This window comes from Paenibacillus sp. RU5M (assembly GCF_900221055.1).
Classification (GTDB): domain Bacteria; phylum Bacillota; class Bacilli; order Paenibacillales; family Paenibacillaceae; genus Paenibacillus; species Paenibacillus marchantiae.
This window is the reverse complement of the sequence record NZ_OBQM01000003.1, coordinates 290,547-317,010: the sequence shown is the minus strand read 5'-3', so window position 1 is coordinate 317,010 and position 26,464 is coordinate 290,547. Positions and strand designations below refer to the sequence as shown.

22 protein-coding genes are annotated in these 26,464 nt (G+C 48.2%); 10 read left to right on the top strand and 12 right to left on the bottom strand.

Annotated elements, in window-relative coordinates:
- Positions 1-206: 206 nt before the first annotated feature.
- Positions 207-1,130 carry a proline dehydrogenase family protein gene (locus CRO25_RS12035; protein ID WP_063564617.1) on the top strand — a complete coding sequence of 308 codons (924 nt, stop codon included), beginning with the start codon at positions 207-209 and terminating at the stop codon, positions 1,128-1,130.
- 222 nt (positions 1,131-1,352) lie between these two features.
- Here CRO25_RS12035 and CRO25_RS12030 read toward each other — a convergent pair whose 3' ends face one another.
- Genes CRO25_RS12030 through CRO25_RS33025 form a run of 3 tightly spaced genes read right to left on the bottom strand, consistent with a single transcriptional unit; the run spans position 1,353 to position 5,634 of the window.
- Positions 1,353-3,539, bottom strand: a complete 2,187-nt coding sequence (locus CRO25_RS12030) for a YVTN family beta-propeller repeat-containing protein (protein ID WP_097115766.1) — start codon at positions 3,537-3,539, stop codon at positions 1,353-1,355.
- 54 nt (positions 3,540-3,593) lie between these two features.
- The gene (locus CRO25_RS12025) at positions 3,594-3,950 is read right to left on the bottom strand and encodes a hypothetical protein (RefSeq protein WP_079695139.1); all 357 of its coding nucleotides are present in this window, start codon (positions 3,948-3,950) and stop codon (positions 3,594-3,596) included.
- Between the two features lie 58 nt (positions 3,951-4,008).
- Complete coding sequence (locus CRO25_RS33025) at positions 4,009-5,634, bottom strand: collagen-like protein (RefSeq protein ID WP_257018578.1); 1,626 nt, start codon at positions 5,632-5,634, stop codon at positions 4,009-4,011.
- Between the two features lie 453 nt (positions 5,635-6,087).
- Between CRO25_RS33025 and CRO25_RS12015 the strand changes: the two genes are divergently transcribed.
- Positions 6,088-7,782, top strand: a complete 1,695-nt coding sequence (locus CRO25_RS12015) for a sigma-54-dependent Fis family transcriptional regulator (protein WP_079695138.1) — start codon at positions 6,088-6,090, stop codon at positions 7,780-7,782.
- 298 nt (positions 7,783-8,080) lie between these two features.
- Here the strand turns inward: CRO25_RS12015 and CRO25_RS12010 are convergent, their stop codons facing one another.
- A complete protein-coding gene (locus CRO25_RS12010) occupies positions 8,081-10,150 on the bottom strand; it encodes an ATP-binding protein (protein WP_079695137.1) in 2,070 nt (689 codons plus the stop codon).
- A gap of 344 nt (positions 10,151-10,494) precedes the next feature.
- Here CRO25_RS12010 and CRO25_RS12005 point away from each other — a divergent pair, with 344 nt between their 5' ends.
- The gene (locus CRO25_RS12005; protein ID WP_079695136.1) at positions 10,495-10,779 is read left to right on the top strand and encodes a hypothetical protein; all 285 of its coding nucleotides are present in this window, start codon (positions 10,495-10,497) and stop codon (positions 10,777-10,779) included.
- 54 nt (positions 10,780-10,833) lie between these two features.
- On the opposite strand, the gene CRO25_RS12000 is transcribed toward CRO25_RS12005, so the two are convergent.
- The gene (locus tag CRO25_RS12000; RefSeq protein ID WP_079695135.1) at positions 10,834-12,504 is read right to left on the bottom strand and encodes a PucR family transcriptional regulator ligand-binding domain-containing protein; all 1,671 of its coding nucleotides are present in this window, start codon (positions 12,502-12,504) and stop codon (positions 10,834-10,836) included.
- 190 nt (positions 12,505-12,694) lie between these two features.
- On the opposite strand from CRO25_RS12000, the gene ald reads away from it, so the two are divergent.
- Positions 12,695-13,828, top strand: a complete 1,134-nt coding sequence (ald, locus tag CRO25_RS11995) for an alanine dehydrogenase (protein ID WP_079695134.1) — start codon at positions 12,695-12,697, stop codon at positions 13,826-13,828.
- Positions 13,829-13,979: 151 nt separating this feature from the next.
- On the opposite strand, the gene CRO25_RS11990 is transcribed toward ald, so the two are convergent.
- Positions 13,980-14,897, bottom strand: a complete 918-nt coding sequence (locus CRO25_RS11990) for a PD-(D/E)XK nuclease family protein (RefSeq protein WP_063567666.1) — start codon at positions 14,895-14,897, stop codon at positions 13,980-13,982.
- A gap of 264 nt (positions 14,898-15,161) precedes the next feature.
- Here CRO25_RS11990 and CRO25_RS11985 point away from each other — a divergent pair, with 264 nt between their 5' ends.
- Complete coding sequence (locus CRO25_RS11985) at positions 15,162-15,845, top strand: hypothetical protein (protein WP_063567667.1); 684 nt, start codon at positions 15,162-15,164, stop codon at positions 15,843-15,845.
- Positions 15,846-15,971: 126 nt separating this feature from the next.
- Here the strand turns inward: CRO25_RS11985 and CRO25_RS11980 are convergent, their stop codons facing one another.
- Positions 15,972-16,859: an AraC family transcriptional regulator gene (locus CRO25_RS11980; protein ID WP_072735192.1), complete on the bottom strand. Its 888-nt coding sequence runs from the start codon at positions 16,857-16,859 to the stop codon at positions 15,972-15,974.
- A 130-nt stretch (positions 16,860-16,989) separates the two neighbouring features.
- Between CRO25_RS11980 and CRO25_RS11975 the strand changes: the two genes are divergently transcribed.
- From CRO25_RS11975 to CRO25_RS33330, 3 genes are all read left to right on the top strand, one after another.
- Positions 16,990-17,877 (top strand): sugar phosphate isomerase/epimerase, encoded by an 888-nt coding sequence (locus CRO25_RS11975; RefSeq protein ID WP_079695133.1) that lies wholly within the window; start codon positions 16,990-16,992, stop codon positions 17,875-17,877.
- 75 nt (positions 17,878-17,952) lie between these two features.
- Positions 17,953-19,008, top strand: coding sequence for a Gfo/Idh/MocA family protein (locus tag CRO25_RS11970; protein WP_079695132.1), 1,056 nt, complete (start codon positions 17,953-17,955; stop codon positions 19,006-19,008).
- Between the two features lie 115 nt (positions 19,009-19,123).
- A complete protein-coding gene (locus CRO25_RS33330; RefSeq protein ID WP_179800937.1) occupies positions 19,124-19,267 on the top strand; it encodes a hypothetical protein in 144 nt (47 codons plus the stop codon).
- Positions 19,268-19,315: 48 nt separating this feature from the next.
- On the opposite strand, the gene CRO25_RS11965 is transcribed toward CRO25_RS33330, so the two are convergent.
- Complete coding sequence (locus tag CRO25_RS11965; protein ID WP_079695131.1) at positions 19,316-20,635, bottom strand: glycoside hydrolase family 125 protein; 1,320 nt, start codon at positions 20,633-20,635, stop codon at positions 19,316-19,318.
- 248 nt (positions 20,636-20,883) lie between these two features.
- Here CRO25_RS11965 and CRO25_RS11960 point away from each other — a divergent pair, with 248 nt between their 5' ends.
- Positions 20,884-21,942 (top strand): LacI family DNA-binding transcriptional regulator, encoded by a 1,059-nt coding sequence (locus CRO25_RS11960; RefSeq protein ID WP_079695130.1) that lies wholly within the window; start codon positions 20,884-20,886, stop codon positions 21,940-21,942.
- A 133-nt stretch (positions 21,943-22,075) separates the two neighbouring features.
- On the opposite strand, the gene CRO25_RS11955 is transcribed toward CRO25_RS11960, so the two are convergent.
- The 3 genes from CRO25_RS11955 to CRO25_RS11945 form a co-directional block, all read right to left on the bottom strand.
- On the bottom strand, positions 22,076-23,677 hold the full coding sequence (locus CRO25_RS11955) for a DUF4179 domain-containing protein (protein ID WP_079695129.1): 1,602 nt from the start codon (positions 23,675-23,677) through the stop codon (positions 22,076-22,078).
- Entirely contained in the window at positions 23,658-24,230 is a 573-nt protein-coding gene (locus CRO25_RS11950) for an RNA polymerase sigma factor (RefSeq protein WP_079695128.1), read from the bottom strand. Before CRO25_RS11950 ends, CRO25_RS11955 begins: the two co-directional genes overlap by 20 nt.
- 199 nt (positions 24,231-24,429) lie before the next feature.
- On the bottom strand, positions 24,430-24,945 hold the full coding sequence (locus CRO25_RS11945) for a mismatch-specific DNA-glycosylase (RefSeq protein WP_072735185.1): 516 nt from the start codon (positions 24,943-24,945) through the stop codon (positions 24,430-24,432).
- 121 nt (positions 24,946-25,066) lie between these two features.
- Here CRO25_RS11945 and CRO25_RS11940 point away from each other — a divergent pair, with 121 nt between their 5' ends.
- Entirely contained in the window at positions 25,067-25,987 is a 921-nt protein-coding gene (locus tag CRO25_RS11940) for an AEC family transporter (RefSeq protein ID WP_063567676.1), read from the top strand.
- Positions 25,988-26,183: 196 nt separating this feature from the next.
- Here the strand turns inward: CRO25_RS11940 and CRO25_RS11935 are convergent, their stop codons facing one another.
- A complete protein-coding gene (locus CRO25_RS11935) occupies positions 26,184-26,435 on the bottom strand; it encodes a hypothetical protein (protein WP_063567677.1) in 252 nt (83 codons plus the stop codon).
- Positions 26,436-26,464: the final 29 nt, after the last annotated feature.

Genomic DNA, 26,464 nt, shown 5'->3' with positions numbered 1-26,464 from the left:
TTTGCCTGAGTTGCCATGCATTTTACTCATCACCCAATATATGTAGCAAGATCCGTGCCAACTCCGGTTGATGAAGGAATATTTTTTAAAAATAAATATTATCCTTCAAAATTACCGCCCATTTTCTTCTATGCAGAACAACCTTGGCATGATTATTGCTTGATATCTTTGTTATAAAGAAACATGATCCATAAGGAGGAACCCCGATGAGTATCGGAACCGAAATGTACCGTAAAACACTGCTGACCGTCGCAGGTAATAAAGCTGTGGAGAATCTCTCCATCAAATACGGCAAAAAGCTGGCTGGAAAGTTTATCGCAGGCAACACACTGGAAGAAGCTCTCGAAGAGATTCGGGTACTCAACAACAAAGGCATTATGGCTACACTGGATCATCTGGGCGAGGGCATTACCCATTTAAGAGAAGCCGCGTTGTATCGGGATGAGTATATACGTCTGGTGGAAGGCATTGCCCGTCAGGGTGCAGACTCCAATGTCTCGCTAAAACCTACCCAAATGGGACTCGCGCTGGACCCTGAGGAAGGTTATCGAAATATACGTGCGGTTGCCACCCAAGCTAAGCTGCATAATCTGTTCGTCCGGATCGATATGGAGGACAGCCCATTTACCCAAGCGACTTTGGATATTGTGCGCCGTTTACACTCGGAAGGACTGGATAATACAGGTACGGTACTGCAAGCCTACTTGCATCGTACCGTAGAAGATACACGTGATATGATTCGGGAAGGAATCCGGCTGCGTCTGGTGAAAGGTGCTTACAAGGAGCCTGCATCCGTAGCTTATCAGAACACTTCAGAAGTGATTGATCAATTCAAAACGATGATTCGCAATCATCTCGATCAGGGGGTATACACAGCAGTTGCATCACATGATGACCACATTATCTCCTGGACCAAGCAATATGCGAAGGATCGGGGAATTTCCCCAGATGCATTTGAATTTCAAATGTTGTACGGCTTGCGCATGGGCGAACAGGAACGCCTGGCCAGGGAAGGCTACCGCATTCGTTGTTACGTGCCCTATGGAACCATGTGGTACCCGTATTACACCCGCCGTCTGGCCGAGAAACCAGCAAATCTCTGGATGGTGGTCAAAAACATGTTCAGATAATTTCTCGACTGGACTCAGACATAAAAACACAAGCATAAAAAAACAAAAACCATGCTGCCACTTTCTTTCAGGGCACATGGTTTTTCTGTATACACAGCATTCCAGAGCATCCAACTTTTCTTCTCTCCGGCTTATCTCTTAATGTCTAAAAAATGAGCATCCCCAATTTAAAATGTCTATTTTTTTAGACACACCCAATTACTATTCACTGGTGCACTCTCATTAAGGATTTATCCCTATTCCCAATGGTCCGGAATTTACGGTAATTGTAGCTGTAACGGTATTGGTATTTCCATCAATAACCGAGATCGTACCACTCGTATTGTTCGCGACATAAACTCCATTAGTTAAAGCATCCACTCCTACACCGGATGGTGCAGATCCCACTGGAATGGTGGCAACGACGGTATTGGTATCTCCATCAATGACAGATACATTATTGCTGCCGTTATTTGCAACATAGACAAAGTTCGTGTTTGCGTTCAGTCCTGCTTCAAACGGCCCAGTCCCTACTGGAACGGCAGTTAGAACGGTATCGGAAAATCCGCTAATAACAGAGACCGTATCGTCCCCATTATTTTCCACATATATCCGGTTATTTGTTGGATTCACCGCTACTCCCAACGGCTGTGCTCCTACATTAATAGTATTTACGACGGTATTTGTATCTCCATTAATGATAGAAACTGTGTTGTCACCTAAATTAGCCACATAGATGAGGTTGGTGATCGGATTTACCCCTACACCAAACGGTTCAGTACCCACTGGAATGGTAGTCACAACTGTATTGTTATTTCCATTAATAACGGAAACGGTGTTGTCGCTGAAATTATTCACATAAATGAGGTTCGTGTTTAGATTCACAGCTATTCCCTCTGGCTGAACACCCACTGGAATGGTTGTGACGACGGTGTTGGTATTTCCATTAATAACAGAAACCGTATCATCCCCAAAATTAGTTACATAAATCAGGCTCGTGTTTGAATTTACTGCTATAAACTGGGGTTCGCTGCCCACGAGAATCGTGGTTACAACGGCATTGGTATTCCCGTTAATTACACTAACATTATTACTTCCAGAATTAGCTACATAAATTAAATTCACGGAAGTAGGTATACCAGTGGATCCTGTGACTCCAGTAACTCCAGTAGCTCCCGTTGCCCCTGTTGCACCTGTAACACCAGTAGCTCCCGTGATTCCTGTTCCTCCGGTAACTCCAGTAGCTCCCGTGACTCCTGTTGCACCTGTAACACCAGTGCTGCCCGTTACCCCTGTTGCTCCGGTAACCCCAGTATCGCCCGTTGCTCCTGTTGCACCTGTTGCACCTGTAACACCGGTAGCTCCCGTGACTCCTGTTCCTCCGGTAACTCCAGTGCTGCCCGTTGCCCCTGTTGCACCTGTAACACCGGTAGCTCCTGTTACTCCTGTTGCTCCAGTAACCCCAGTGTCTCCTGTTACTCCTGTTGCTCCAGTAACCCCAGTATCGCCCGTTGCTCCTGTTGCACCTGTAACACCGGTAGCTCCCGTTACCCCTGTTCCTCCAGTAACCCCAGTATCGCCCGTTGCTCCTGTTGTACCTGTAACACCGGTAGCTCCCGTTACCCCTGTTCCTCCAGTAACCCCAGTATCGCCCGTTGCTCCTGTTGTACCTGTAACACCGGTAGCTCCCGTGACTCCTGTTCCTCCGGTAACCCCAGTATCGCCCGTTGCTCCTGTTGCACCTGTAACACCGGTAGCTCCCGTGACTCCTGTTCCTCCGGTAACCCCAGTATCGCCCGTTGCTCCTGTTGCACCTGTAACACCGGTAGCTCCCGTGACTCCTGTTCCTCCGGTAACCCCAGTATCGCCCGTTGCTCCTGTTGCACCTGTAACACCGGTAGCTCCCGTGACTCCTGTTCCTCCGGTAACCCCAGTATCGCCCGTTGCTCCTGTTGCACCTGTAACACCGGTAGCTCCCGTGACTCCTGTTCCTCCGGTAACTCCAGTGCTGCCTGTTGCTCCCGTATTACCTGTTGCTCCTGTGGCTCCAGTAACACCTGTGATACCCAGCGATTCACCCAGCAACTCCTGTGACACCAATCGATGAGCCGTAACCAGCTCACCTTCGGCATCTTTGCCCCAGACAGAAATTTGCGCTTCCGGAGCAGCCGTGTCTGCGGTTGAAAATACAAACTCGAACCCATCAAAATTCGCCACATAGTCTTTGGTCACAACCTGATTAGGCAACACATTAAACAGTTCTTCCACATACAACGTTCTAACCCCATCCAAGAAGTACCCCAAAAGAAGTACATTATACACATCAGTCAAATTTCGGTTATCAATTTTAATTGTGACAAATTGAGTGGGACGTGTACCCGTTACACCTGAAATATTATTTTCAATGGGTCCAGTTGATAAAATGGTCATTCAATCACCCTCCTTTGTATCATGACTTAATTCCCCTCATGTTGCCTATCTATTTCATCCAGAGCCTAATTGTTCGGCAGATACTAATCGGTGCGCGTCTACCAGCTCACCCGATGATGTCTTTCCCCACACGGAAACCTCGGTCTCATTCACAGCTGGACCACTGATAGTGAATACGAACTCGTAAGCAACGAAGTTTGTACTATAATTCCTTGTGATTACCTGGTTAGGAAACACTTCGATCAACTCACTGACATACATCGTTCTCTCACCGTTCAAGATGTAACCGTAAATCTGAAGAGCTGAACTATTGACCAAATCCCTGTTCACAATCCTCACCGTTACAAAACTCGAAGGATTCACACCAAGAACTGGACTATTGTCAATGGGTCCGGTTGATAGAACAGTCATACAATCCCCTCCTTCAGGCAGCCTATTCCCCATTCTGCTTCAGAGCTCACAGCTTGAGTTAGCTGCTCAATTGTTGAATAAGAATAGACGCATTGGCATTGATCTGTGACCCACCTGCCAGAGTTTGCAAATCAACGGTCGATGCACTTGAATGATTTCGTAATGTCAACACATCACCGGGAGCGGCGGTGATAATAATCATTCCTGGATTCGGTTGAGTGCCGGCTCCTGAACCATAGACACTACCGCCTACAGGGGCTCCGTTTTGATAAAGGGTGAATTGGTTTGCCTGAACGCCTGCAACGATGAAGAATATCGCATAGTCCCCAGCATTACCAATAATAATTCCAGCCGTACCCGGTGTATGAGTAATGTTAGTAAGGTTTTCATTGCTATCGAAGGTTATATCCGTCTCGGTAGCTACAGACTGAGTTGAAGTATTAAAAATGTAGCCATAAGACGACAAACCTTGCCCTGTTGCACCTGTTGCTCCTGTTACTCCAGTGCTGCCTGTTGATCCCGTCACTCCAGTGCCGCCTGTTGATCCCGTAACCCCGGTATCGCCTGTCGCTCCTGTTACTCCAGTGCCACCCGTTGATCCCGTCACTCCGGTGCTGCCTGTTGATCCTGTCACTCCAGTGGCTCCTGTTGCTCCCGTAACACCGGTGGCGCCTGTCGCTCCTGTTACTCCTGTTGCTCCTGTTACTCCTGTTGCTCCTGTTGCTCCTGTCACTCCAGTGTCGCCCGTTGATCCCGTAACCCCGGTGGCGCCTGTCGCTCCTGTTACTCCAGTGCCGCCTGTTGCTCCTGTCACTCCAGTTTCGCCCGTTGATCCCGTCACTCCAGTGCTGCCTGTTGCTCCCGTAACTCCTGTTGCACCAGTTGCACCCGTAACCCCGGTGGCGCCCGTTGATCCCGTCACTCCGGTGCCACCCGTTGCTCCTGTCACTCCGGTGCCACCCGTTGCTCCTGTCACTCCGGTGGCGCCTGTTGCTCCCGTCACTCCAGTGACTCCTGTTGCTCCTGTCACTCCAGTGACTCCTGTTGCTCCCGTCACTCCAGTGACTCCTGTTGCTCCTGTCACTCCAGTGACTCCTGTTGCTCCCGTCACTCCAGTGACTCCTGTTGCTCCTGTCACTCCAGTGCTGCCTGTTGCTCCCGTCACTCCGGTGCCACCCGTTGATCCTGTCACTCCAGTGCTGCCTGTTGCTCCCGTCACTCCGGTGCCACCCGTTGATCCTGTCACTCCAGTGCTGCCTGTTAATCCCGTTACTCCAGTGCCGCCTGTTGCTCCTGTCGCTCCAGTTACACCTGTTATGCTCAGGGTTTCACCCAGCAACTCCTGTGATACCAAACGGTGAGCTGTGACCAGCTCACCTTCGGCATCTTTGCCCCATACGGAAATTTGCGCTTCCGGGGCAGCGAGGTCTGCTGTGGAAAACACAAACTCGAACCCATCAAAATTTGCACTATAGTCTTTGGTTATGACCTGATTGGGCAACACATTAAACAGTTCTTCCACATATAACGTTCTGACCCCATCGAGGTAATAACCCAAAACAAGAACGTTATATACGTCTGTTGAATCCCGATTATCAATTTTGACGGTGACGAATTGAGTAGGTCGAGTACCGGTTACACCTGAAATATTATTTTCAATGGGGCCGGTTGATAGAATGGCCATTTCATCAGCCTCCTTTTTATTTTTCTTCATGCAGATTGAGCCTTCTTATAGCATTATTCAGAAGTTTCTTAATGGTGTGGACAATTCATGTTCTATAGTAATAATCACTTAAACAGCCCGGTATCAGGTTGAGAGATAACAGTGCAGCTCACCATTCAAATGTCAGTTTTAATAACTCGTACCTCACTTAAAATCCTGATTCGTTCATATCAATTAACAATTATTCCTAAACAATAAAATTGTAAGCGCATAACAAAAATAAAAATCAATATCCCTCTCTTCTGCGCCGATAACATGTATGCTTCATGTCAAAAAATATATACACACTACATTTGGAAAGCTATAATATGGGTAACCATCATCCCCCCAATCATTTCATTTGGGGGCCACTTGTAAGTAGCTCGTGCAACACGTGTACTTTCCGAAAGTTATGCCCTAACTGAGGTGATATCGATGAAACATTTACTTCCAGAATTAATGACCTTATTACGTACAGATACGAGTATCCTGGATTCGGGCCTCCCCATGCCCACCATCCCTTCAACCACTGGACTGGCAGATGCCATCCCCCTTTTCAATACCAGTCCTTATCTGTTAGTCCAGGATGATGGACCTCCGTTGGGCTATATCGCTGTATCCGATGTTCTGCAAGAAATGATGCATGCCCATCGGCTTATGGAGGCTTATTTCGAGACAACACTGGAGACAGCAGGCTCAGCTCTGACGTTGATTAATGAAGAAGCAAAGGTAACCTACTGGACATCGGGTGCGGAGCATGTTTTTTCCATTCACAAAAAAGATATCATTGGGAAACCGGCAGCGGATTTCTTTCCCCCGGATCGCCTTCAATCGCTAAAAACGTTATATACAGGGGAAACCGTGTATCGAAAGCAGCACCAACCAAGACCCGACCTGTTCGCCCTGATTAATGCACGTCCAGTGCAACTCGATGGACGTATTGTAGGCGCGGTTGCCGCCGAAGTGGATATAACAACCGAAATTCGTCTGCATCAAGAGTTATTACATATGACATCCAAAGTCCAGCATCTGGAGAAAGCCGTTGCCCGTCTGCGGCCGGATTCTGATCCGTTTGCCAGAATCAAGGGTAGCAGTCCGGTAATCAACCATTGTCTGGAGACTATACGCAAGATCAGTACTACCTCAGCTACCGTGCTTATTCTTGGAGAAAGCGGAACGGGTAAGGAGCTATTCGCCAAAGCCATTCATGACCTGCGTGAACCGCAGACAGCTCCGTTTATTGCCATTAACTGCGGAGCTATTCCTGGTTCATTATTTGAAAGTGAGTTATTTGGCTACGAGAAGGGTGCATTTTCAGGGGCTGATCCCAAAGGAAAAAAAGGGAAAATTGAACTGGCCGAAGGCGGTACGCTCTTTTTGGATGAAATAGGTGAAATGCCGCTGGAGCTTCAGGTGAAGCTGTTGCGTGTATTGCAGGAGAAAAGTTACTTCCCTGTCGGTGGAACACGCATGAAACAGGCAAGCTGCCGGATTATCGCCGCAACCAATCAGAATCTACTGGGCATGATTGCCCGCAACCAATTCCGGGAGGATCTCTATTATCGACTGAATGTCATTAATCTCGTTATTCCTCCCCTGCGTAAGCGCAAGGAAGATATTTACGAGTTGACACAGACCTTCCTGCAAGAGTTTTCCTTGCTCTATAATCGTCATATTGAACTGGTCCCTCCCGAGGTGTTCAAGCTGTTATTCCAGTATGACTGGCCGGGTAACGTACGGGAATTAAGAAATGTGATTGAACGGATTACCATTCTCACCACGGATGGCGAGGTCAAGCCTGAATATCTCCCTGACACCTTTATTTCATCCATGGATGAGGCACAATCCATTTTGAACGAGACGGTACAGCTTCATCCACAGTCTGGCCTGGAATCAGGCTCGTCTCGTTTACCTGGCAGCTCGGACCCAGCTGTTTCAATACATGAAGGAGAACAAGACGAGTCGCAAGATACTTCCACCCTATCTTATCAGGAGCAGTTGGACACCTATGAGTCGGAACTGCTGCTGCAATATCTGAAAGCCGCCGGAGGCAACAAAAGAACGCTCGCCCGGCAGCTCGGCATCTCCAGAGCAACGCTCTATAACCGCATGAAGAGGCTCGGTCTATGACCAGCCTCTTCTTGTCGTTATAACGGTACTGACGGAACCCCATTGCCACCATCATCCAGATAGAAGAACTGGCCGACTGCTTAGTGGAAACGAATCGATAATACTTCAATTTCACTAACCTATCGACCTTACTTATATAACCCTGGATCTTATAGTCACTGATTGAGAATGATTCCATCAAAAAAACACGCAGGACCAGCTCTAAAGGCCGGTTACTGTGTGTTTTTTGGTTTATTCCAATGATATTAATTTCCGATAATGCTAATTTCCAATGAAATTATATTATGCTTTCTATCACCTATAGCACTCTTGCCAGTCGGACCAAAGCCGCTCGCAGATGCCGATAGAATGTCGCCCGACTCATGGAGCATGCTTGTGCTGCGGCAGTTGGATTGCCAGCATGTGTCCAATAGGCCGTGTATAACAGCATCTGATCCTGCTGGGAGATACCATGAACCCGGCCCTCCAGCAAATCCAGGATATGAGTCTGTAATTGAATTCCATCCGTCAGGCCATTCACTCGCGCTGCGTACCCATGCAATTCTCCGGGAGAGTGCAGATGAGTCAGCATTTTGCGTACATCCTGTTCGGACCAGGGAACCTGACTCACGCCAGATGTCCCCTGTTGTAACCCGCTGCTCTTTGTATCCGGACCCAAAAGGGACATCACCCAGTCACCGAATTGCCCGCTACGTAAATCCAGATCCAGCACAGATGCCTGATCTTCATACAGGTCACATAAACGAGTACGTGCTCTTTTACTCCGAAAACCAATGTTCTGCAAAAACAGCTTCAGATACGGATTGGTTGCGACCAATATGACCCTGGCCCCTTCTCCCAGTAGTGACAGCCGATCCAGCGACATATAACCCACAAGTTCTTCACGTTTGTAACCTGGCACATCATCCCTTGCTGCAGCGAGTACCGCAAAGTGAGTATCCGTCTGGTCCGGATCACAATCCAGCTCTTCTGGTGTGAAACATTCCTGCATTTCGGCCGGAAAATAGTTGCACAACATCCCGCTGCTCTCCCGGTGCACGAGCACCGTAATGAACATCGCGATCGGATCGCCCTCCTTGTCACGCATCAGTACAATTCCCTCAGGATAACGCTGTGCAAGTTCGTCTAAGAAAGCAGGATAAGACGGCGCCTGCCAGGGCTCTACACTATATTCACACCACTGTTGGAGCAATTTGTGCAACGCCGGCAAATCTTCCGCTCGCATCACTTCCATGGGAGAAAATAGTGAATCTGCCGATACATCAGCGTACTTCCGATGCTGTAGCATGGATTCCTGACACAAAAGGAGCATTTTCCTGGTAATCTGGCGTCTCTCATGCGGACCCGCTTGTTCATGGAGCGGCTTTAACAGCCCCGCTATTCGCACACGCATGGCTTGCAGACGCTGTGGTTCGCGTTGGCGAAAATCCCGAAGCAGATGTAATCTGGCCATATCATGCAGCGCCAGACCATTAGGACCGGAACGAATGAACGACATACGCCTCAGGACGTTATACTCCTCTAGCGTCACCTCTGTTTGCAGCACAGATGCCAACAATTCCTGATTCGCTGTTTCCAGCAGCGTTAATACCTCTACCATTGGATGCAGGCGGGGAAGCGTCAATTCAAGCAGCAGCCTGGCGCTGATCATTTGTGACAATTCGGTCCACTCGGAAAGAGGAATATTCCTGCGCTGATCCGCAGCCTCCACAGCAAGCGCCAGCCCCAGCGGATGTCCATCCGTCATACGCGCAATCGTCCCCGCTATGCTCCTGTTCAATGATCCTGCCACCGCAATGTATTCGGACACTTCTTCACCCGTAAAATGTTGAAGAGGCATCTGCACGAGGCGCTGCCGCAACCTTGGATGTGTCCGCCACGCTGAAGCAGGCTCCGGTCTTGAGGCTAGAATGATAAGCACTCCATATAACGGGAGCTTGGATACGAAGACTTCCATAAACCAGCTCTCCAGAAGAGCCAGCTCCTCATAATTATCCACAGCAAGGACCAGCCGCCTCTGAACTGAAGTTTCACTCAGCAGGCTTAATGGCCGCTTGTTACCATCACTCCCCATTGTCTCCAGTCCCAATGTAGAGGAGAGATACTCCAAAAAGACTGACGGTGTAGAGCCGCAGGATCTGCCATCCATCCATATGGCAGTTAATCCCTGGTCTCGAGCAACGGACAACATCTCGGACAGCAAGGATGATTTACCGATCCCCCCCATGCCCGTAACTGAAAAAATGGTTAAAGGTGCTTCCGGATTGCTGAGCCATCGGTCCAACAGCATCAGTTCCTTGGCTCGACCCACAAAACGTTTTCCATGACCATAATGGCTGTCGTATTGAATCTCACTACTGTTTTCCATCTGTGTCCTCCGTACTAGATACTGGTACTTTCCCTTAACCGTATTTTCTCACAAGTTGAGACTATATTGAGACGCACAGTTACATGTGAAGTGATAAAATCTAGATAAAAGCCAAATTATAGTAAAATACACAAAACAGCTGTATGCAAACGTTTAACACTGGGTACATACATCTTTCATGAGGATGTTCAACATATTCGCCATTCCGCTAATCGAGCACACCAATCTAGTGGGCATTTGATGTGATTCAGAACGCTGAAGTCCATAAGCAGCTACTTTTTTCAAACTTCATGCTTCCCTTTCAGAACCTATACAGCCCGATATTCCAGGAAAGGCGGATTTGTGTGAAAAAAAACCTCGATATCTGTAATCTGAGCGGACAACTAGGAATCAACCGTGAACGACTTGATGAATGGTTGCGTCAAACCAATGTTACATCCAAAAAAATGGAGACGGGAACTCTTCCGGAGCGCAGCTCTTCACCATATCGCTTGGCTGCTCCCACCTCATTATCCCTTGCACCTTCCTCTGGCCAACCGAGACTGTTTCGCGGCCGCCGTCCGGATTCTGGCAACCCTGTATTACCGAGAGCATTACGACAAGCTCGTCGCATCAGTAAAAATTGCTAGACTGTGCACATCTTTCAATAACGCACAGTCTAGACTGTCTTCCAGCCTGATCCATCAAGACGAAAAATCCTGTTCCTCCTCGATCATGGCATGAGCAAGCAGCGCCATCTCCAGGCAGATTCTTCTTTCCTGATCCATAAAATCAGGTCCCATTAATTCTTCTAACTTCTCCAATCTATTGTACAGAGTTTGCCGATGTATGAACAATTGAGCAGCTGCATCCCGCTTGGAACCGAAGTTTTGCAGAAAGGCATCCAAGGTCTCCACCAGCCTTAGATGATGTGTCCGATCATATTCAATCAGAACACCCAGATGGTCATTCACAAAAGGCTGCAGAAACGATTGGGGCAATGCTTTTAACATTTGATATATACCCATACGTTCGTAAAAATGAATATGTTCTAGCCGATCTACGGATCGTGAAACTTCGATGACCTGATACGCTTCCCGCAGACTGTCTGGCAATCCTGTTAAACGGTTACGCACCTTGCCAAATCCGGCATGGATCGTAACCTGCTTCAGGTTGCGACTCGCAAATCTCTTCACATCAACAATAATGCCTTCAAGTGACTTTACCAGTTGATTTCTTGTGGATGTCTTGCTCTCTTCCTTGGCACAGCATACATATACCTGATTATTTTTCAGCATGATGAGGCTGGCCAGATTGTTCTTTTTGAGTAACGAACGCAGCAGAACCAGAATATCCTGATGGTTGGTTTCCATTCGCTCACGGCCGATGCCTTTCAGACGGTGCTCCATCTCAATAACCCCGCCGGCAAACCAGTACTGTCCCTTTACCAGCAGACGGAGCCCCATTCGGGTCTGCGCCTGCTCTTCATGAAGAATGTTACCGTTCATCAGATCCTGGATCAGTTCATTCTGGTTGCGTACCATCTTCTCCTCCAGAAACTGCGACCGCAGAGTCAGTGCCGCCGCAGCCTTCGCTGTATAATCGAGCAATAGCTTAAGATACTCAACGGGTGCTGAAGGATGTACAACCATGCCTACCGCGGAAAAGACCTGCCCAAAACATACGACCGGGTGACACAGTAACACCTGTTCCTCATCCAGATGGAACCATAATTCGGTGTCTGAATCATTGAGATCCAGATGCTCAACCTCCTGTTCGTACCATGTGTAGATCGCTTGCTGTGTCTCGGTGGGTAGCTCCGGCACAAAACTGCCCGGTTCCATGGACGAGATATACACAACCGGTTTGGCCGCGTATTCATGCAGAAGATGAAGTACAGCCGACATGTCTGTACTCTGTAATGTTCGCTGCTGAAGCTGACGGGAATAGGTTTCCAGACTCTTCAGCAGTTGGTGTTGATGATTAATAAGCAAAGCGTGAATATCTTGCGTGATCTCAACAAAACGGACCGGTTGCTCAAACACGATAAGCGGGAATTGATGCCTGTCAGCCAGTTCAATCAATTCTTCGGGAATGCCATGAATGCTCGTACCAAATTCCACGCAGAGCCCCGCCGCTTCGCTCCGGATTAACTGGAGCAGATATTCTTCGCGCCCTTCTTCCGATTGAAGCCATAGTCCAGTGGATAAAATAAGATCATGGGGACTTACAAATGGAGAAACATTGGTAATCTCCAACACATGAACCCATCCAACCTGACGTAATGTTCCTTCTTCCCCCGCAGCAAGCCGGGCTTTGGCAAAGACGGGGCGAGCCAGAATATCCTTTATCGTAAACACGCGGTCATTTCTCAATATCGATCCCTCATAATGTCATTTTTTCTTACATTATAAGCGATGGGTAAATGTCCTGAATAGTCTTTTCTCGACATTATGTTGAATCAATTCTTCAAAACATAGACATGAGGTAAGGTGCAAAACGATGATCCAGGTCATAAACTTGTAGTATAAGCTAACAACCATTAAATGGACGAGGTGCATGGCGATGAGAATCGGAATTCCGAAAGAAATCAAAAACAATGAAAATCGTGTAGCAATGACCCCAGCTGGAGCTGCTGATTTTGTCAGAGCTGGACATCAGGTCATGATCGAACGTGGCGCAGGATTGGGCAGTGGATTCACAGACAACGAATATCAATCGGCTGGAGCGGAGCTTCGGGATACAGCTTCAACTGTGTGGGCTGAGGCAGATATGATCATCAAGGTCAAAGAACCCCTTGCCAGCGAATACGCCTATTTCCGTCCTGGCTTGATTCTCTTCACCTACCTGCACCTCGCAGCGGAGCCTGCACTGGCAAAGGCACTGATTGAAAGCCGGGTAACCGCCATTGCGTACGAGACACTGGAAGTTAACGGTACGCTGCCTCTGCTCACACCGATGAGTGAAGTTGCCGGACGGATGTCGGCTCAGATTGGAGCGCAGCTGCTGGAGAAAACGGAAGGTGGCAAAGGCATTCTGTTATCCGGCGTACCCGGCGTAAGCCGTGGCAAGGTCGTCGTTATTGGTGGCGGGACGGTGGGCACGAATGCCGCCAAAATCGCGATCGGTCTGGGTGCGGATGTGACCATCCTCGATTTGAATCTGAATCGTCTGCGCCAGCTGGATGATATTTTTGGCAATCAGATTCATACGCTGGTATCGAGTCCATCCAATATTGCGTCGGCTGTTGCGGCTGCCGACCTGCTGATCTGTGCGGTGCTGATTCCAGGCGCCAAAGCGCCAACTCTTGTCAGCGAGCAAATGGTTACCACCATGGCACCTGGTTCGGTCATCGTCGATGTGGCGATTGATCAGGGTGGAATTGTGGAGACCATTGATCATATCACGACTCACGATGAACCGACCTATGTGAAGCATGGTGTTGTGCATTACGCGGTAGCGAACATGCCAGGCGCGGTGCCGCGCACGTCTACGGTGGCGCTGACTAACGCCACCATGCCTTATGCGCTGCAGCTGGCGAACCACGGTGCAGCCGCCGCGATTCGCGGCAGTTCGTCCATTCGCAGCGCGGTAAACGTGCTGAATGGACATATCACGTATGAGGCGGTTGCCCGGGATCTCGGGCATGCCTATGTTCCCGCAGGACAGGCGCTGGAGAATACCGCCACGGTCCAGTAATCTTGATATGACCGTTCCACCTGGCGCCTTGCCGCCGGCCTGTGGAACGTAATAGAAGCGCCAGTCCGGGCAGATCCTGTCCAGGCTGGCGCTTCTTGTTTTATTTTTACATGAAATAGGAATGAGATCTGAAGTTGCTTCGGGTGGCGCTCTATACTACACGTTCGCTGCACACCTCACGGAAATTACAGTCCCGGCAAGCGCGGCGTGAAGGCATTGGCGTGAAATACGAGACATCCTTAGGACGGTTGTAATACTCATCATCCACACAGGAGCGCATCTCCGCAATATACCGCCCCACGTTCTCCTCCACCTTCAGAATATCCTCTTCCGTTGCCGTAAACTCTCGGTGTGTCCCAGTTAACAGGTACTCCACCCGCAGCTCAATCTGCTCCAGTGGAACCCGGTAATGCTCCCTCACATAGGATGCGTACAGCATCAACTGATCCGAGAAGTCATCCTCCTTGCCCGTTTTCCAGTCCACAATGACGATGTTGCCGTTGCTGCGACGATATAACAAGTCCATCTTCACATACACACGCGTATCGTGCAGCATCATCGTATCCCATTTCTCAATCTCCAAAATATCCGTACTCGCACGGGACAGGTCCTCCCACGTGAGCGTCTGGTACAGATTGCCGACACAGGCCGAGGCTCGTTCTTTGATCGTGGCAATCCGGTCATTTAACGTGTCATCCCCGTAATACATCTCAGACAACATCACCCGGTTCTTGGGGTCGAGCCGCCACTGATCCTGATCCATGGATTCCACATACGCCTGATTCAGCAGCTTGCGCATCGTCAGTTCCAGAAAGTGTTCACGCGGTTTATCCTTGCCTTCTTCCCTGCTACGTACCGCCGATTCACACATCCGATGCGCGAGGTCACCGAATACGAGGTAAAGATTACTGAGCTGCTTCAATCGATACAGACGTACCTGCATCTCATCAGCCGACTCTGCCTTCCAGCCGTTATGGGCTCCATAATAATGATAATAATATTTGCGCAGGCACTCATCGAACATACTCGCCCGCGACTGCGAATAAGACCACTGCGGGTATTGTGCCATAAGATATTCTGCCTTTCTGTATGCCGGATCTGCATGAGATCCCTTAATGCTCACAGTATATAGGAAAGGGCAAAAACGCCGCAAGCACCATTCCGTAATTTTCTTCTATCCGCAACCGTTTCCGATTCAATGCGTAACGTTTATATAGTAACATCACCAAAAGATGAAATTACAACGCAGAACACATACTATACTAAAAGAGTACAGGATTTTGCAGTTAGACAGATGAATTGTACAGGCATATCCTAAAAGGAGGCACCACCCATGAATCGACCGGATTGGTTCCAGGCGGAAGAAGCATTACAACAAATCCAAGTCATCGGAAGCGACCGGAATGAGCTCGTGAACATCATTGGCCATGTAGAAGGACTGAATTGTATTGGTACAGGAACGGATGCGGCGGTATTTACGTATGACGGCTTGCCACAGTATGCCTTCAAGATGTACTCAGATCATGCCCTGGACAAACTTGAAAATGAAAAACAGGTATATGAGCAGCTCAAAGGCCTGCCCTACTTCCCTACCTATTACGGCAGCGGCCGGAATGTTCTTGTGATTAGTTTTGAAGCGGGAGATACCTTGCTCGAATGTCTGGAAAAAGGAATCCCGGTCCCCGAGCAGGTCATGCTCGATGTGGACGAAGCTCGTGAGGCAGTACGCAGCCGTGGCCTGAATCCACGGGACATTCACCTGAAAAATGTAATTCTCCAGAATGGACGCGGGAAAGTCATCGACGTCTCGGAGTATATTCAGGACGGCAACGATAATCGCTGGGAGCATCTCGTCTGGGCCTATCACAACATTTATCCACGGATCAAAGGTACGCCCATCTCCCCACGCATGCTGCAAACGATCAAATGGGGATACAATCAACTGGATCAGGCCAATATCAAATTGGACGACCTCTCCAAGAAGGCCAACCGATTATTCTCGAAATTCATGAAATAAGCAATGTTTATAAAACAGATCAAATGTTTGTTCTGATATCTGATATTCATAAAATAATCCGGATTACTCGCGCATCTCTGGCGGTGATCCGGATTTTTGTTTGTACCCTGTTGACGCAAGGCCTTCCTATTTTAACCGCCCCTGCGAGGGTGTCATCCCTTTGTATTGTTTATACAGCTTCGTAAAATAGTTAGCATTATCACAGCCAACCTGGGCAGCGATCTCGGTAATGGTAAGGCTGCTCTCCTGCAGCAACTGTTCGGCTTTCGTCATTCGGCACCCATTCACATATTCTACAAAGGTGCGTCCAGTCAGTTTTTTGAACATTTTGCAAAAATGATACGTGTTCAGACCCACCTGACCGGCTGCCTCGGTAACGGATATTTTCCCTGTTGGCTCCGCTTCAATCTGCTCAATCAAATGTTTGAAACGTTCTCGATTGGGAAAATACGATCCCTTTGTTTTATCAGGAAGCTGGTGTGGCATAAATGTACGGGCAAGCAGTGTGAACAAGGCATGCAGCTTGGATTTCACAACCAGTTGGTAGGCAAGCGGCTGTGAGGCCATCTCCTCGATGGCTTCATCCAACAGGGAGTAATAGCCTTGGCAAGCTATGTCGAGCTCCGCCGGTTTTACCGGGAACCTTACCTTCCCCTCCAGATAGGGAGCAACATATTTCAAGTGAACGGGATCATGGGTAAAATCATGAAATAATGCACTGTTGAGCACAACCGAATCAAAATGGATATCCCCTTCCTCCAGAGCATACCCAACATGCAGCGCCCCTCCAGGAATGATAATAACCTCACCTGCTTGAGCTACATAAGGCCTGCTGTCGATATGAAACAGTGCACTACCCTTCCGCATAAAAATCAGTTCAAAGTGTTCATGCCAGTGCAAGTACAGAATACATTCTTCCATTTTCATTCCCCAGCAACGATTCTGGAACAGCTGAAATGGATGAGATTTATGGTCAATGCGGGTGTTTTCGTGAAGCGCTTTCAGATCCAACACGCTGTCTCCTCCTCTCCCCACAAGATCAGACTAATATTGCACAAGATTGTATAGAGCCATCCGGCAGATGCCCGGCTATAATGAGTGTGTCACGAAGTACTATAAGCCAATATTGGAGTGAAATACAACCATGAATAATCCGTTACGCATAGGCACACTTGTAGGTGGACATGACGCAGTCCGCGTCATTCCACAGATTATGAAACATGGCTTCGAATCATTCAATCTGACCTTCTGGCAAACGACTGGTGATCTGGACCTCGCCGAGACAGCCAAACGTGTCCGTGAAATCGTGGACGAACAGGGAATTGTCATCTCTGCAGTAAGCGTGTTCGGCAATCCGCTCACCGGAGCCGGGGATAACGCCGACACACTGGCCAGTTGGGAACGGGTGATTGACCATGCCCACCTCTTCGGTGCGGATATCGTCTCCGGGTTCACCGGACGACTGACCGATCAACCGATTGACCAATCGATTCCACGGTTCAAGGAAGTGTTTGGAGAACTGGCACGCCGGGCTGCAGACCGGGGTGTACGCATTGCTTTTGAAAACTGTGATATGGGCGGTACATGGAAGACGGGTGATTGGAACATTGCGCATAATCCAACGGCCTGGGAGATGATGTTCGATGCAGTTCCTGACGAAAACATCGGATTGGAATGGGAGCCATGCCATCAAATGTCCAGCCTGATTGACCCAATTCCGCAGCTACGCAAGTGGGCGCCTAAAGTGTTCCATGTGCACGGCAAAGATGCCACCATTGCCTGGGACATTGTCAAAGAATATGGCGTGCACGGCCCACGTGAATTCGTCTGGCACCGTACGCCCGGCTTCGGGGATACCAACTGGTCCGACATCATTACGATTCTGCGCCAAAACGGGTATCAGGGAACGATTGATATTGAAGGCTGGCATGATCCTGTCTACAAAGATGAACTCGAAATGACCGGACAGGTGCACGCTTTAAAATATTTGAAACAATGTCGTGGTGGAGATTTTGTTCCCAATCCGGTATAGAAACGGGATTAACATTGAGTGGCATGATGTCCATTACACGAACATAGAAAATGAAAAGTATAAGGAGATGATAGGATGAGTCATCCTTATCGGGTAGTTGTGGCAGGCTGTGGGGCCATGTCCAATACCTGGGTTGATTACGCCATGCAGAGACCGGACACGGAAATTGTAGGGCTTGTCGATCTGTATGAACAGACTGCCGTTGCACTCGCTGCACGACACGGTCTCTCCTGTCCCACGTTTACGGATATCAGTAAGGCCATTCGAGCAACTGATGCCAATATCGTATTTGATGTCACCATTCCATCGAGCCATCACGGCATTGCAATGACGGCGTTACAACAAGGATGCCATGTATTTGGCGAAAAACCTCTGGCGGAATCCTTCTCTGACTGTGAAGATATTGTTCAGACTGCACGCCGTACGGGCAATATTCAGGCTGTGATGCAAAATCGCCGTTTCGATCCACGTATTCGCGCCTATCGGCAGTTGATTTCCGACGGAACGATTGGCCAAGTCGGTTTTGCAGGGGCAGATTTCTTCCTGGGTCCACATTTTGGAGGATTCCGTGACCTGATGGATAGTCCATTGCTGCTGGATATGGCGATTCACACCTTCGACCAGGCACGTTATATTCTCGGTGCCAACCCGGTCTCGGTGTACTGCCACGAATTCAATCCTCCGGGGTCATGGTATCAAGGCAATGCGATGGCACTATGTATCTTCGAAATGTCCGACGGCTCCGTGTTTAACTATCGCGGGTCCTGGTGCGCAGAAGGTGTACCTACTTCATGGGAAGCATCCTGGCGCGTAACCGGAGAAAAAGGAACCGCCATCTGGGATGGCAATGATGACATTTATGCTGAAGTTGTCTCGGCGCAACATCTGGATGCGGAAGGCAAACCGTCCTTTTTCCAACCGTGTGAGCGGATTGAGGGATACCTGCCCGTCATGGAGAAAACCGGACATCACGGCTGCCTCGAAGACATGTTCGCAGCGCTGGAATCCGGGCGACTGCCTGAGACCGATTGCAGTGACAACCAGTTCAGTATGGCCATGGTTCTCGCATCCCTCGAAAGTGCCCGCACAGGGCAAAAGGTGCTCATCGCCGATCTGCTGAAAACCACATAGCGAAGCCGTGAGTCACATATCCTTCCTCATAAACCAAGCCCAAACTGCGAATCTTTAGCAGTTTGGGCTTTTTGTCTACTCACTCTTCTATTCTAGAAATGATGTAGCCGAAAAAATGTCATGCCAAATAGCAAACGCAGTGCAGGGAACGAAATCGATTCTGGAGAAACGAAGTGCTCGCCTTTATCACCGGATTTCCCCTTACAAAAAGGGAATCAAAAAATCCGGGGATAACAGCGATCGAAAGAACGATTCGTAACCGGAACGACTGCTTTGCAGGCAGTTATTTTTTTGAACTTACATCATTTTATAGAATTCCTTTTTTCATTGCCTTGTACACAAGCTGCGAGAAGAGGCTGTTCGACCAAGCAAACCAGGGCCTTGTGAACGTGTTTGGATCATCTGAATGAAAACCTTCATGCATGTACCCGGTACCTGCATCTGTGTTCTCCAGCAGATCTATCATCTCCAGCATTTCCTTATCATTGTCTGCGGTCAGACCTTGCATGGACAGCGCCATATGCCAGACGTAGCCGGGAGGAGTATGAGGGCTGCCGATGCCTTTGGCTGCTTGTCCTTCATAATAAAACGGATTTTCCTTGCTCAAAATAAAGCGCCGTGTATTCTGGTACACGATGTCCTCGGTGGAAGCATACTCCAAATACGGAATAGACATAAGTCCCGGGGTTCCTGCATCATCCATTAGGCAAAAGTTGCCGTAACCATCCGTCTCATAGGCATAAATCTGCCCATACTCGGGGTGACGGTAAGTACCGTATAAGGAAATACCGTGTCGTATTTCTTCTTCTAAATGAGCCATCTCGCTGACCAGCTTCTCATCCCTGAATACCCACCTCGCAATCTCCCCCATTTGACGCAAAGTCACCGCTGCAAACATATTTGCCGGGATATTATAATGAAAATCACATGCATCATCACTAGGACGGAAACCGGACCAGATCATCCCGGTATAGTTTACCGGCATCCCCAATCCTTCGTTACGGAGCGTATCATGGGCTGGACAATTCCGCCGCATGAATCGATATGGGGACTGCTCACCATGGCGCTGCTCTGTTTTCCATAGACTTACTATGCTCTCCATCACCCTCTTGAAACGCTCGTCAAATATATCCGTCAATTCCGTCTCACGCCAATACGCATAGGCGAGCCGCATAGAGAAACAAAGTGAATCCAGTTCAAACTTGCGTTCCCACACCCAAGGCGACATCTCTGTCTCATCATTTGCATCCCAATGCCATCCATTAGCCGTTTCGTTGAATGCATTGGCATAGATATCGATGTCCGCATAGAACGTATGCCGTTTGATCAGCCCTCCAATGATCCGCTGCAGCTGTTCGTCTTCCTTCGCCAGCGGAACGTAGTGCATCACCTGCTCCACTGAATCACGCAGCCACATGGCCGGGATATCCCCTGTAATAACAAAGGTTGTCCCATCATCCAATAGCTTTGTCGTCGTTTCCAACGTGTTGGGAAAACAGTTACGGAACTGTGCCAGCAATCTGGGTCTATGTTGCAGTCGTTCCTCGGCCTCGGTAAGAATGTTCTGCACAGCTTGCGGTAATTCCAGATGCGGCATGGGGATTTTCGGTAATCTGAACTGTTCCACGGATGTCGTCTCCTTTGAATTGAAGTTTCCATATTTGTTTGCATCGTTTCCTTCAATGATTTGTGTCACATTGTTATTTTCGTTATGATAAATTATAATAACATTATTATTTGTAAGTGTACTGTGCCGGAAGATGATCGTCAATTCATAACGGATGGTATATTAAAAAAATAAATTGGATCATATCTTGTAGATTGAAATGGCTCGTTGGTTTTATGCAAATTGTTTACATATGAAGGAGTAATGAAATGTCACGTAAAGTATCTATCCAGTCGCTGGCCGACCAGCTTGGATTATCCAAATATGCCGTCTCCCGTGCACTCAGTGGCAAGACTGGTGTCAGCGAAGCGACTCGCGTCCGTGTGCTGGAATTAGCCCGTGCCTTGGGATATCGCCAAAGCACCCCAGGAAGCAGCACTGTTCCAACTGCAATCCATACGGAACAATCCGAGCCCCCATTTGCTCTCATCTGCATGAATCAGCTCAACCGGGGTGAGCCCCACTATTGGCAGCGCGTCCTCTCCGGCATGATCTCTGCCTGTAATGAAAGAGGATGGCATCATGCCATTGTATCTCCCTCTCTGGGAGTCGCTGATGAACACACGCCTCCAGAACGGGCAATCGCTCCTCACTTGGATTGGGAACGTTGTGCAGGAGTCATCGCCATGGGCGCTTTCCCCCATGCAGTCCTGCAACGACTGAGCCAGACAGGCCGCCCCATTGTGCTCGTGGATCATCAGGAGCCACTGTTGAACTGTGATACCATCAGCCATGATAACCTGGAAGCAGGCATTACTGTGGCGAGATATTTAATGTCGATGCAGTGCCGCCGCATCGGTCTGATTACGGATGATGGCCGGGCTGCCAGCTTTGCGCAGCGGAAGATCGGCATCGAACTGGCTTTGAACCATTTCCACGCAGATAGCAGTCGGTTGACCACGTTCAGAGAATGGAATATTCCTTATGAGAACGGCGAATGGATCGACCAATTGGCTGCCACAATCAAAAACATGCCCGCCGACGAACGGCCTGATGCCTGGATTGGCGTCAATGATGATATCGCCTTGCAGTGGATGAATAAGTTGCAGGAAATGGGGTTCTCCACACCTGGGGATTGCCTTGTCATCGGTATCGATAATGTGCATGCCGCCGCTACATCGTCCCCGCCCCTGACCACAGTCAATCTGTGCAAAGAGGAGCTCGGTCAGCGTGCGATCGAAGCTTTGCAGCGCAGAATTGAACGTCCAGGTACACCGAAGGAAACAGTCATGTTATCCACATCCCTTATTCCACGGGAATCGGCGTAGCTCAATGTGCACAACTTTTTTAGCATCAGCACAACTTAACTTTATTGAATATAAAAAAGGCCCAGCATTTTATTATGCTGGGCCCTTCTATCTCTATCTTGTTATTCTTCCAAGCTTATTCCGTTCCGTTTCTTTATTTCTGCCAAGGCAGACTGGTATACGATGGAAGATCTACTTCCCAATTCACGTCCCGATACTCACGATTAACTACGGTTCGTTTTAAGGTTAATTTCGTTCCATCTTCTTTGTAAAAACCACGGATGACCAATTTCAGATTGTCTGCAACGTATTCTCCGTCATTATTAGGCTGGTCTGGATAACCGATTACTTGAACAGGATACTCTTTTCCTTCCGGATCTACAGCCACCCAGCGATCGCCCACGAAAGCATTTCGGAACGTACCACTTCCCTCCAGGACTAGTGAGTAGTTTTTGTCATAGGATTCCCACACCGGTTTGAAATTGAAATCAGAAAATAAAATTTCATCTCCATATTGTTCAAATTGCAGTACGTAGGTGTAAATTTCAGCATCCTTACGCATCTTTTCCAGATCCACTTCCACCGACTTCTCTCCCCACACTGGGATGGTGTAGCCTTCCAGGACAAAGCGAATCTTCTTCGCATCCACCGTAACAAAAGCAGGGTCCCATGTCTCCGATAACTTCAATGGACCACCATCCATTAATCCACTCAAATCTCGGAACCGGAACTTGGGTTGACGGGCATCTGGTCTGCTCCCGTTGAATATTCGATACTCACTCGTTTCAGGAATTTCGAGGTGGTACATCAAGTCCATATCATCTGCCCAATCTTCTCCGACTTTGGCACGCAGTTTATCATCCAGACTGATGTTCATATCAAGGCGGGTCCCATTTGGCGTACGTACAAGCTGTGTCATATCTAATTTCAAACCCTCAGGAGTGGTGTAGGTATTGTTCATGGGAGCCTCAACAGCCAGTGATTTGGCTTTGGTCATATCGATGTTGAATTGAAAGCTCCAGTCAACTGTTGCGCTAGATTCCACAAATTCCTCCTTTTCGGAATTATAATAACTGGGAATCTTTAAATGACTAAGTTCCCCTCGAACAACGACTTTATCCGGAATTTCGTCCTGCAACTGGTATACAAATCTTTGATATTTTGAACTGTACAGAGTCTGATCCCCAGGCGAAGACAATGATGCAATCGAATTTCCTTTCTCATCTGTAATATGAACTCTTCCCAAATCGGGATATACCGGATTAATCATACTGCCATCTGGTGCATTTTGCTGTAAGGTCATTACAATCTGAGAACGATCTACAAGTACATTTTCAATCTTAAGCGTGTAGCCCTGATCCTCAATGTTGATATTTGGATTAACTACTAGACCGAGTGGCTTCAAACGTTTGTAATCATCGGCATAATAGGAATACTTAAGTTCCTCTGGAACAGGTATGTTAGGTAATGGCGGGTTATTTACGGCATTCACCGTGGGTTGAGTCAATTTTTCTGTGTGATCAAAAGCAAACCAGACCCCTCCCACAAGGATCAAAACTGCCGCCGCTGCGATTCCCGTACGGCGCATCCAATGGGACTTGGAAGCCTTTTTCGTAAATGGATCCCCGTCTTCTGCACTCTCCATGGACACCCCTTCCAGCTTCCGCATGACCTCAAGCGTAAAGTCCGCATCCGGCTCCTCACAGAATAAATGCTGTTCCCACAATCGATTCTCATCATTTGGAATAGGCTTCATACGTCGATAAACCTCCTTTGCGCTCCATTTGTTTCTTCAACGTTTTCTTCCCTCGATAAAGTGCATTACGCACTTGAGCCGGACTCATGTCCGTGATATCTGCAATCTCTTCATAGCTCAGCTCATTCGTATATTTAAGCAGCAGCACAAGCCGATACGATTCCGGCAGTTGCTCCATCTGGCGATAGATTTCACGCTGCATTTCCTTATGCAGTACATGTTTCTCCGGCGTTTCACCACTGGTTTGTTCCAAGCCATTATGAACAGCGGTCATCACAGGTTTCTGTTGCCGCATAAAATCCCGCATCCGATTCACAGCGATGGTGTATACCCAAGATGAGAAACTACTTCCTTCCCTTCGTGTCGGAAGATAGCGGTACATCCGAAGAAACGTATCCTGAGCGAGATCCTGTGCATCCTGATGACTCGCACCCATTCCGCGCAAAATGCCGAAGACTTTATTTTTATATCGATCCACGAGCACAGCAAATAGCTGTTTGTCCCCCGCAATAATACGCTGAATGAGCTCCTCCTCTGGTATCTGTTGAGTCATGTAATCCCCCTTCTCTACAGCTTCCATGCATGGTTCTGTACTATATAGACGGAAACACTTCCTGAAACCTCTCACTTTATCCAAAAAAAAGAATTCGCGCCACCCGTGTTAAACCGGATAGCCGAACTCTGCAACCATTGAAGGTTCATTGTTACTGCTTCACTTGCTGCCATGTGGAGTTTCATTTTTGCTTCGTTTTTCAGTCCTCCCTGCTTTTCTCTGAGACAAAATCACTAAGCTGGGAATAGATCGCTACGATCTCGTCCATCGACATACGCACTAACCCACTGGATGACGGGGCTACAAATTCATGAATTTCCTTGACGACCGGGTCGTCCTGAAATCCCCATTCCGCTTTGGCACGCTGACTGTACTGGGTGTATACCCCTTTCCCAACAAAACAGGCGATGTCTGGTCGGTATTCCTCCAACTTTTGCCGTAAAATCTGCCGTCCCTCTGCATATTCTTCCTTTGTAATGTCGTCCATACCTCTTGTCGGTCGGGCCACAATATTCGTAAATCCGTACCCCAGCTTCAGCAACTCTCCATCCTCTTGTGCATCATATAAACGAGGGGTCAATCCGGAACGTTCAAGAATGCGCCAGAAACGGTTTCCTTTATAAGCGTAATGATGACCCGTCTCTCCAGAAGTGATGCTGGGATTGAATCCAATAAATAATATCGATAAACCATAATCCAGATGATCTGGAATCATAATGAAAAGCCCCCTCATCTTTTTTAGTCATTTACATCTTTCATCTGTGTATAAAATGATATAATGGTTGAAGTATTTTCGAAATCGGACTGAAATTTTCATGAAAAAGGAAGCTGAACTGATGATTGCAGACATCATGCTTGAAGTCGTCCTGCCCGTCTTTCTCCTGATTGCCGTCGGGTCCTGGATGCAAAAGGTGTTCAAGTTGGACTTGTACACCCTCGCCAAAATCAATTTCTATTGTATTACCCCCGCAGCCGTCTTTATGAGCATGTATCACTCCGATATGTCGGGGGAATTGCTCGGAACTGTCACGCTTTTTTACGCCTTATATGTACTTATTCTCTATATTGTGGGGTCTGTGTTCGCACGCTCGCTTCGCATGAACAAAGGCATGAAGGCCGCCTTCAACAACAGCATTATGCTGGACAACGCAGGCAATTATGGTCTGCCCATCAACTCCCTGGTATTTCGTGGCGATCCGCTGGCCTCTTCCATCCAGGCACTGGTCATGTCTTTACAGGCATTGCTGACATTTACCTATGGTGTGCTGTCCATTCAGGGTGCGAAGCTCAAAGGCAATTACCGTGCGGTAATCATTGGATTTCTAAAAATGCCCGTTCCTTATGCACTGTTGCTCGGCATTTTGTTTCATATGGGGAATATTCCATTGCCCACTTTCCTGTCTATGCCGCTGACTTACGCGCAGCAAAGTATGGTCGCTGTAGCATTGTTGACACTTGGCGCCCAAATTGTGAAATATCCAATCCGCCTGTATCGTCTTGATGTGTATATTAGCACATTTCTGCGTTTGCTGATTGGCCCGGCCATCGGGATTTCGATTGTATTGCTGCTCGGTTTGCAAGGTATCGCCGCTCAGGCTCTTATTATCGCATCCGGTATGCCTACTGGAGTCAATGCGTCCATTCTGGCCGAGGAATACGATAACGAGCCAGACTTTGCGGCCCAGACAGTTTTGATCTCGACGCTGCTTAACATCATTACAATTACTGCACTGATTTCCTTTGCGAAGACGTTCTGATACCATATTTTAAAAAATGTCCAGTTCACTTTCCTCCAAGGAGCAGTGAACTTTTTGGTTATGCGGATATGGATGATATAACAGCTCAACTAAAAAAAGTCCAACGCATCCATATTCCGGATGCACTTGGACCTCTTTTGTTATCTTCATATGCCATCTGATCAAGTCTGTTGTTCGACTTACCAGCCTTAAAAAACTAAGATTCACATGTCGTCCGTTCAGGGAACTTACCGCCTTCTCTGAACAAACATCGAACCAGTCGCTGTGCGGCCCGATTGAAATAAAAACTCGGACTGACACCCTCGACCTGAACAGGTTCCAGTTCTTTCACACTTTCCTTGACCTTATTCATTTCAATGAGTCCCATCTTCCGCTCATTCGGTCCGAATCGATAAATAACCTTTTCATCGTCTTCCGTCTGTTTCACCAACAGAATCATTGACGCCATACAGGTTACCCCCTATCGTTACGTTGTGA

What these genes read in the sequence shown, in the direction of transcription:
- CRO25_RS12035 (WP_063564617.1), top strand. Translation starts at nt 207, where the DNA reads ATGAGTATCGGAACCGAAATGTACCGTAAAACACTGCTGACCGTCGCA.
- CRO25_RS12030 (WP_097115766.1), bottom strand. Translation starts at nt 3,539, where the DNA reads ATGACCATTTTATCAACTGGACCCATTGAAAATAATATTTCAGGTGTA.
- CRO25_RS12025 (WP_079695139.1), bottom strand. Translation starts at nt 3,950, where the DNA reads ATGACTGTTCTATCAACCGGACCCATTGACAATAGTCCAGTTCTTGGT.
- CRO25_RS33025 (WP_257018578.1), bottom strand. Translation starts at nt 5,634, where the DNA reads ATGGCCATTCTATCAACCGGCCCCATTGAAAATAATATTTCAGGTGTA.
- CRO25_RS12015 (WP_079695138.1), top strand. Translation starts at nt 6,088, where the DNA reads ATGAAACATTTACTTCCAGAATTAATGACCTTATTACGTACAGATACG.
- CRO25_RS12010 (WP_079695137.1), bottom strand. Translation starts at nt 10,150, where the DNA reads ATGGAAAACAGTAGTGAGATTCAATACGACAGCCATTATGGTCATGGA.
- ald (WP_079695134.1), top strand. Translation starts at nt 12,695, where the DNA reads ATGAGAATCGGAATTCCGAAAGAAATCAAAAACAATGAAAATCGTGTA.
- CRO25_RS11990 (WP_063567666.1), bottom strand. Translation starts at nt 14,897, where the DNA reads ATGGCACAATACCCGCAGTGGTCTTATTCGCAGTCGCGGGCGAGTATG.
- CRO25_RS11985 (WP_063567667.1), top strand. Translation starts at nt 15,162, where the DNA reads ATGAATCGACCGGATTGGTTCCAGGCGGAAGAAGCATTACAACAAATC.
- CRO25_RS11975 (WP_079695133.1), top strand. Translation starts at nt 16,990, where the DNA reads ATGAATAATCCGTTACGCATAGGCACACTTGTAGGTGGACATGACGCA.
- CRO25_RS11970 (WP_079695132.1), top strand. Translation starts at nt 17,953, where the DNA reads ATGAGTCATCCTTATCGGGTAGTTGTGGCAGGCTGTGGGGCCATGTCC.
- CRO25_RS33330 (WP_179800937.1), top strand. Translation starts at nt 19,124, where the DNA reads ATGTCATGCCAAATAGCAAACGCAGTGCAGGGAACGAAATCGATTCTG.
- CRO25_RS11960 (WP_079695130.1), top strand. Translation starts at nt 20,884, where the DNA reads ATGTCACGTAAAGTATCTATCCAGTCGCTGGCCGACCAGCTTGGATTA.
- CRO25_RS11955 (WP_079695129.1), bottom strand. Translation starts at nt 23,677, where the DNA reads ATGAAGCCTATTCCAAATGATGAGAATCGATTGTGGGAACAGCATTTA.
- CRO25_RS11950 (WP_079695128.1), bottom strand. Translation starts at nt 24,230, where the DNA reads ATGACTCAACAGATACCAGAGGAGGAGCTCATTCAGCGTATTATTGCG.
- CRO25_RS11945 (WP_072735185.1), bottom strand. Translation starts at nt 24,945, where the DNA reads ATGATTCCAGATCATCTGGATTATGGTTTATCGATATTATTTATTGGA.
- CRO25_RS11940 (WP_063567676.1), top strand. Translation starts at nt 25,067, where the DNA reads ATGATTGCAGACATCATGCTTGAAGTCGTCCTGCCCGTCTTTCTCCTG.
- CRO25_RS11935 (WP_063567677.1), bottom strand. Translation starts at nt 26,435, where the DNA reads ATGGCGTCAATGATTCTGTTGGTGAAACAGACGGAAGACGATGAAAAG.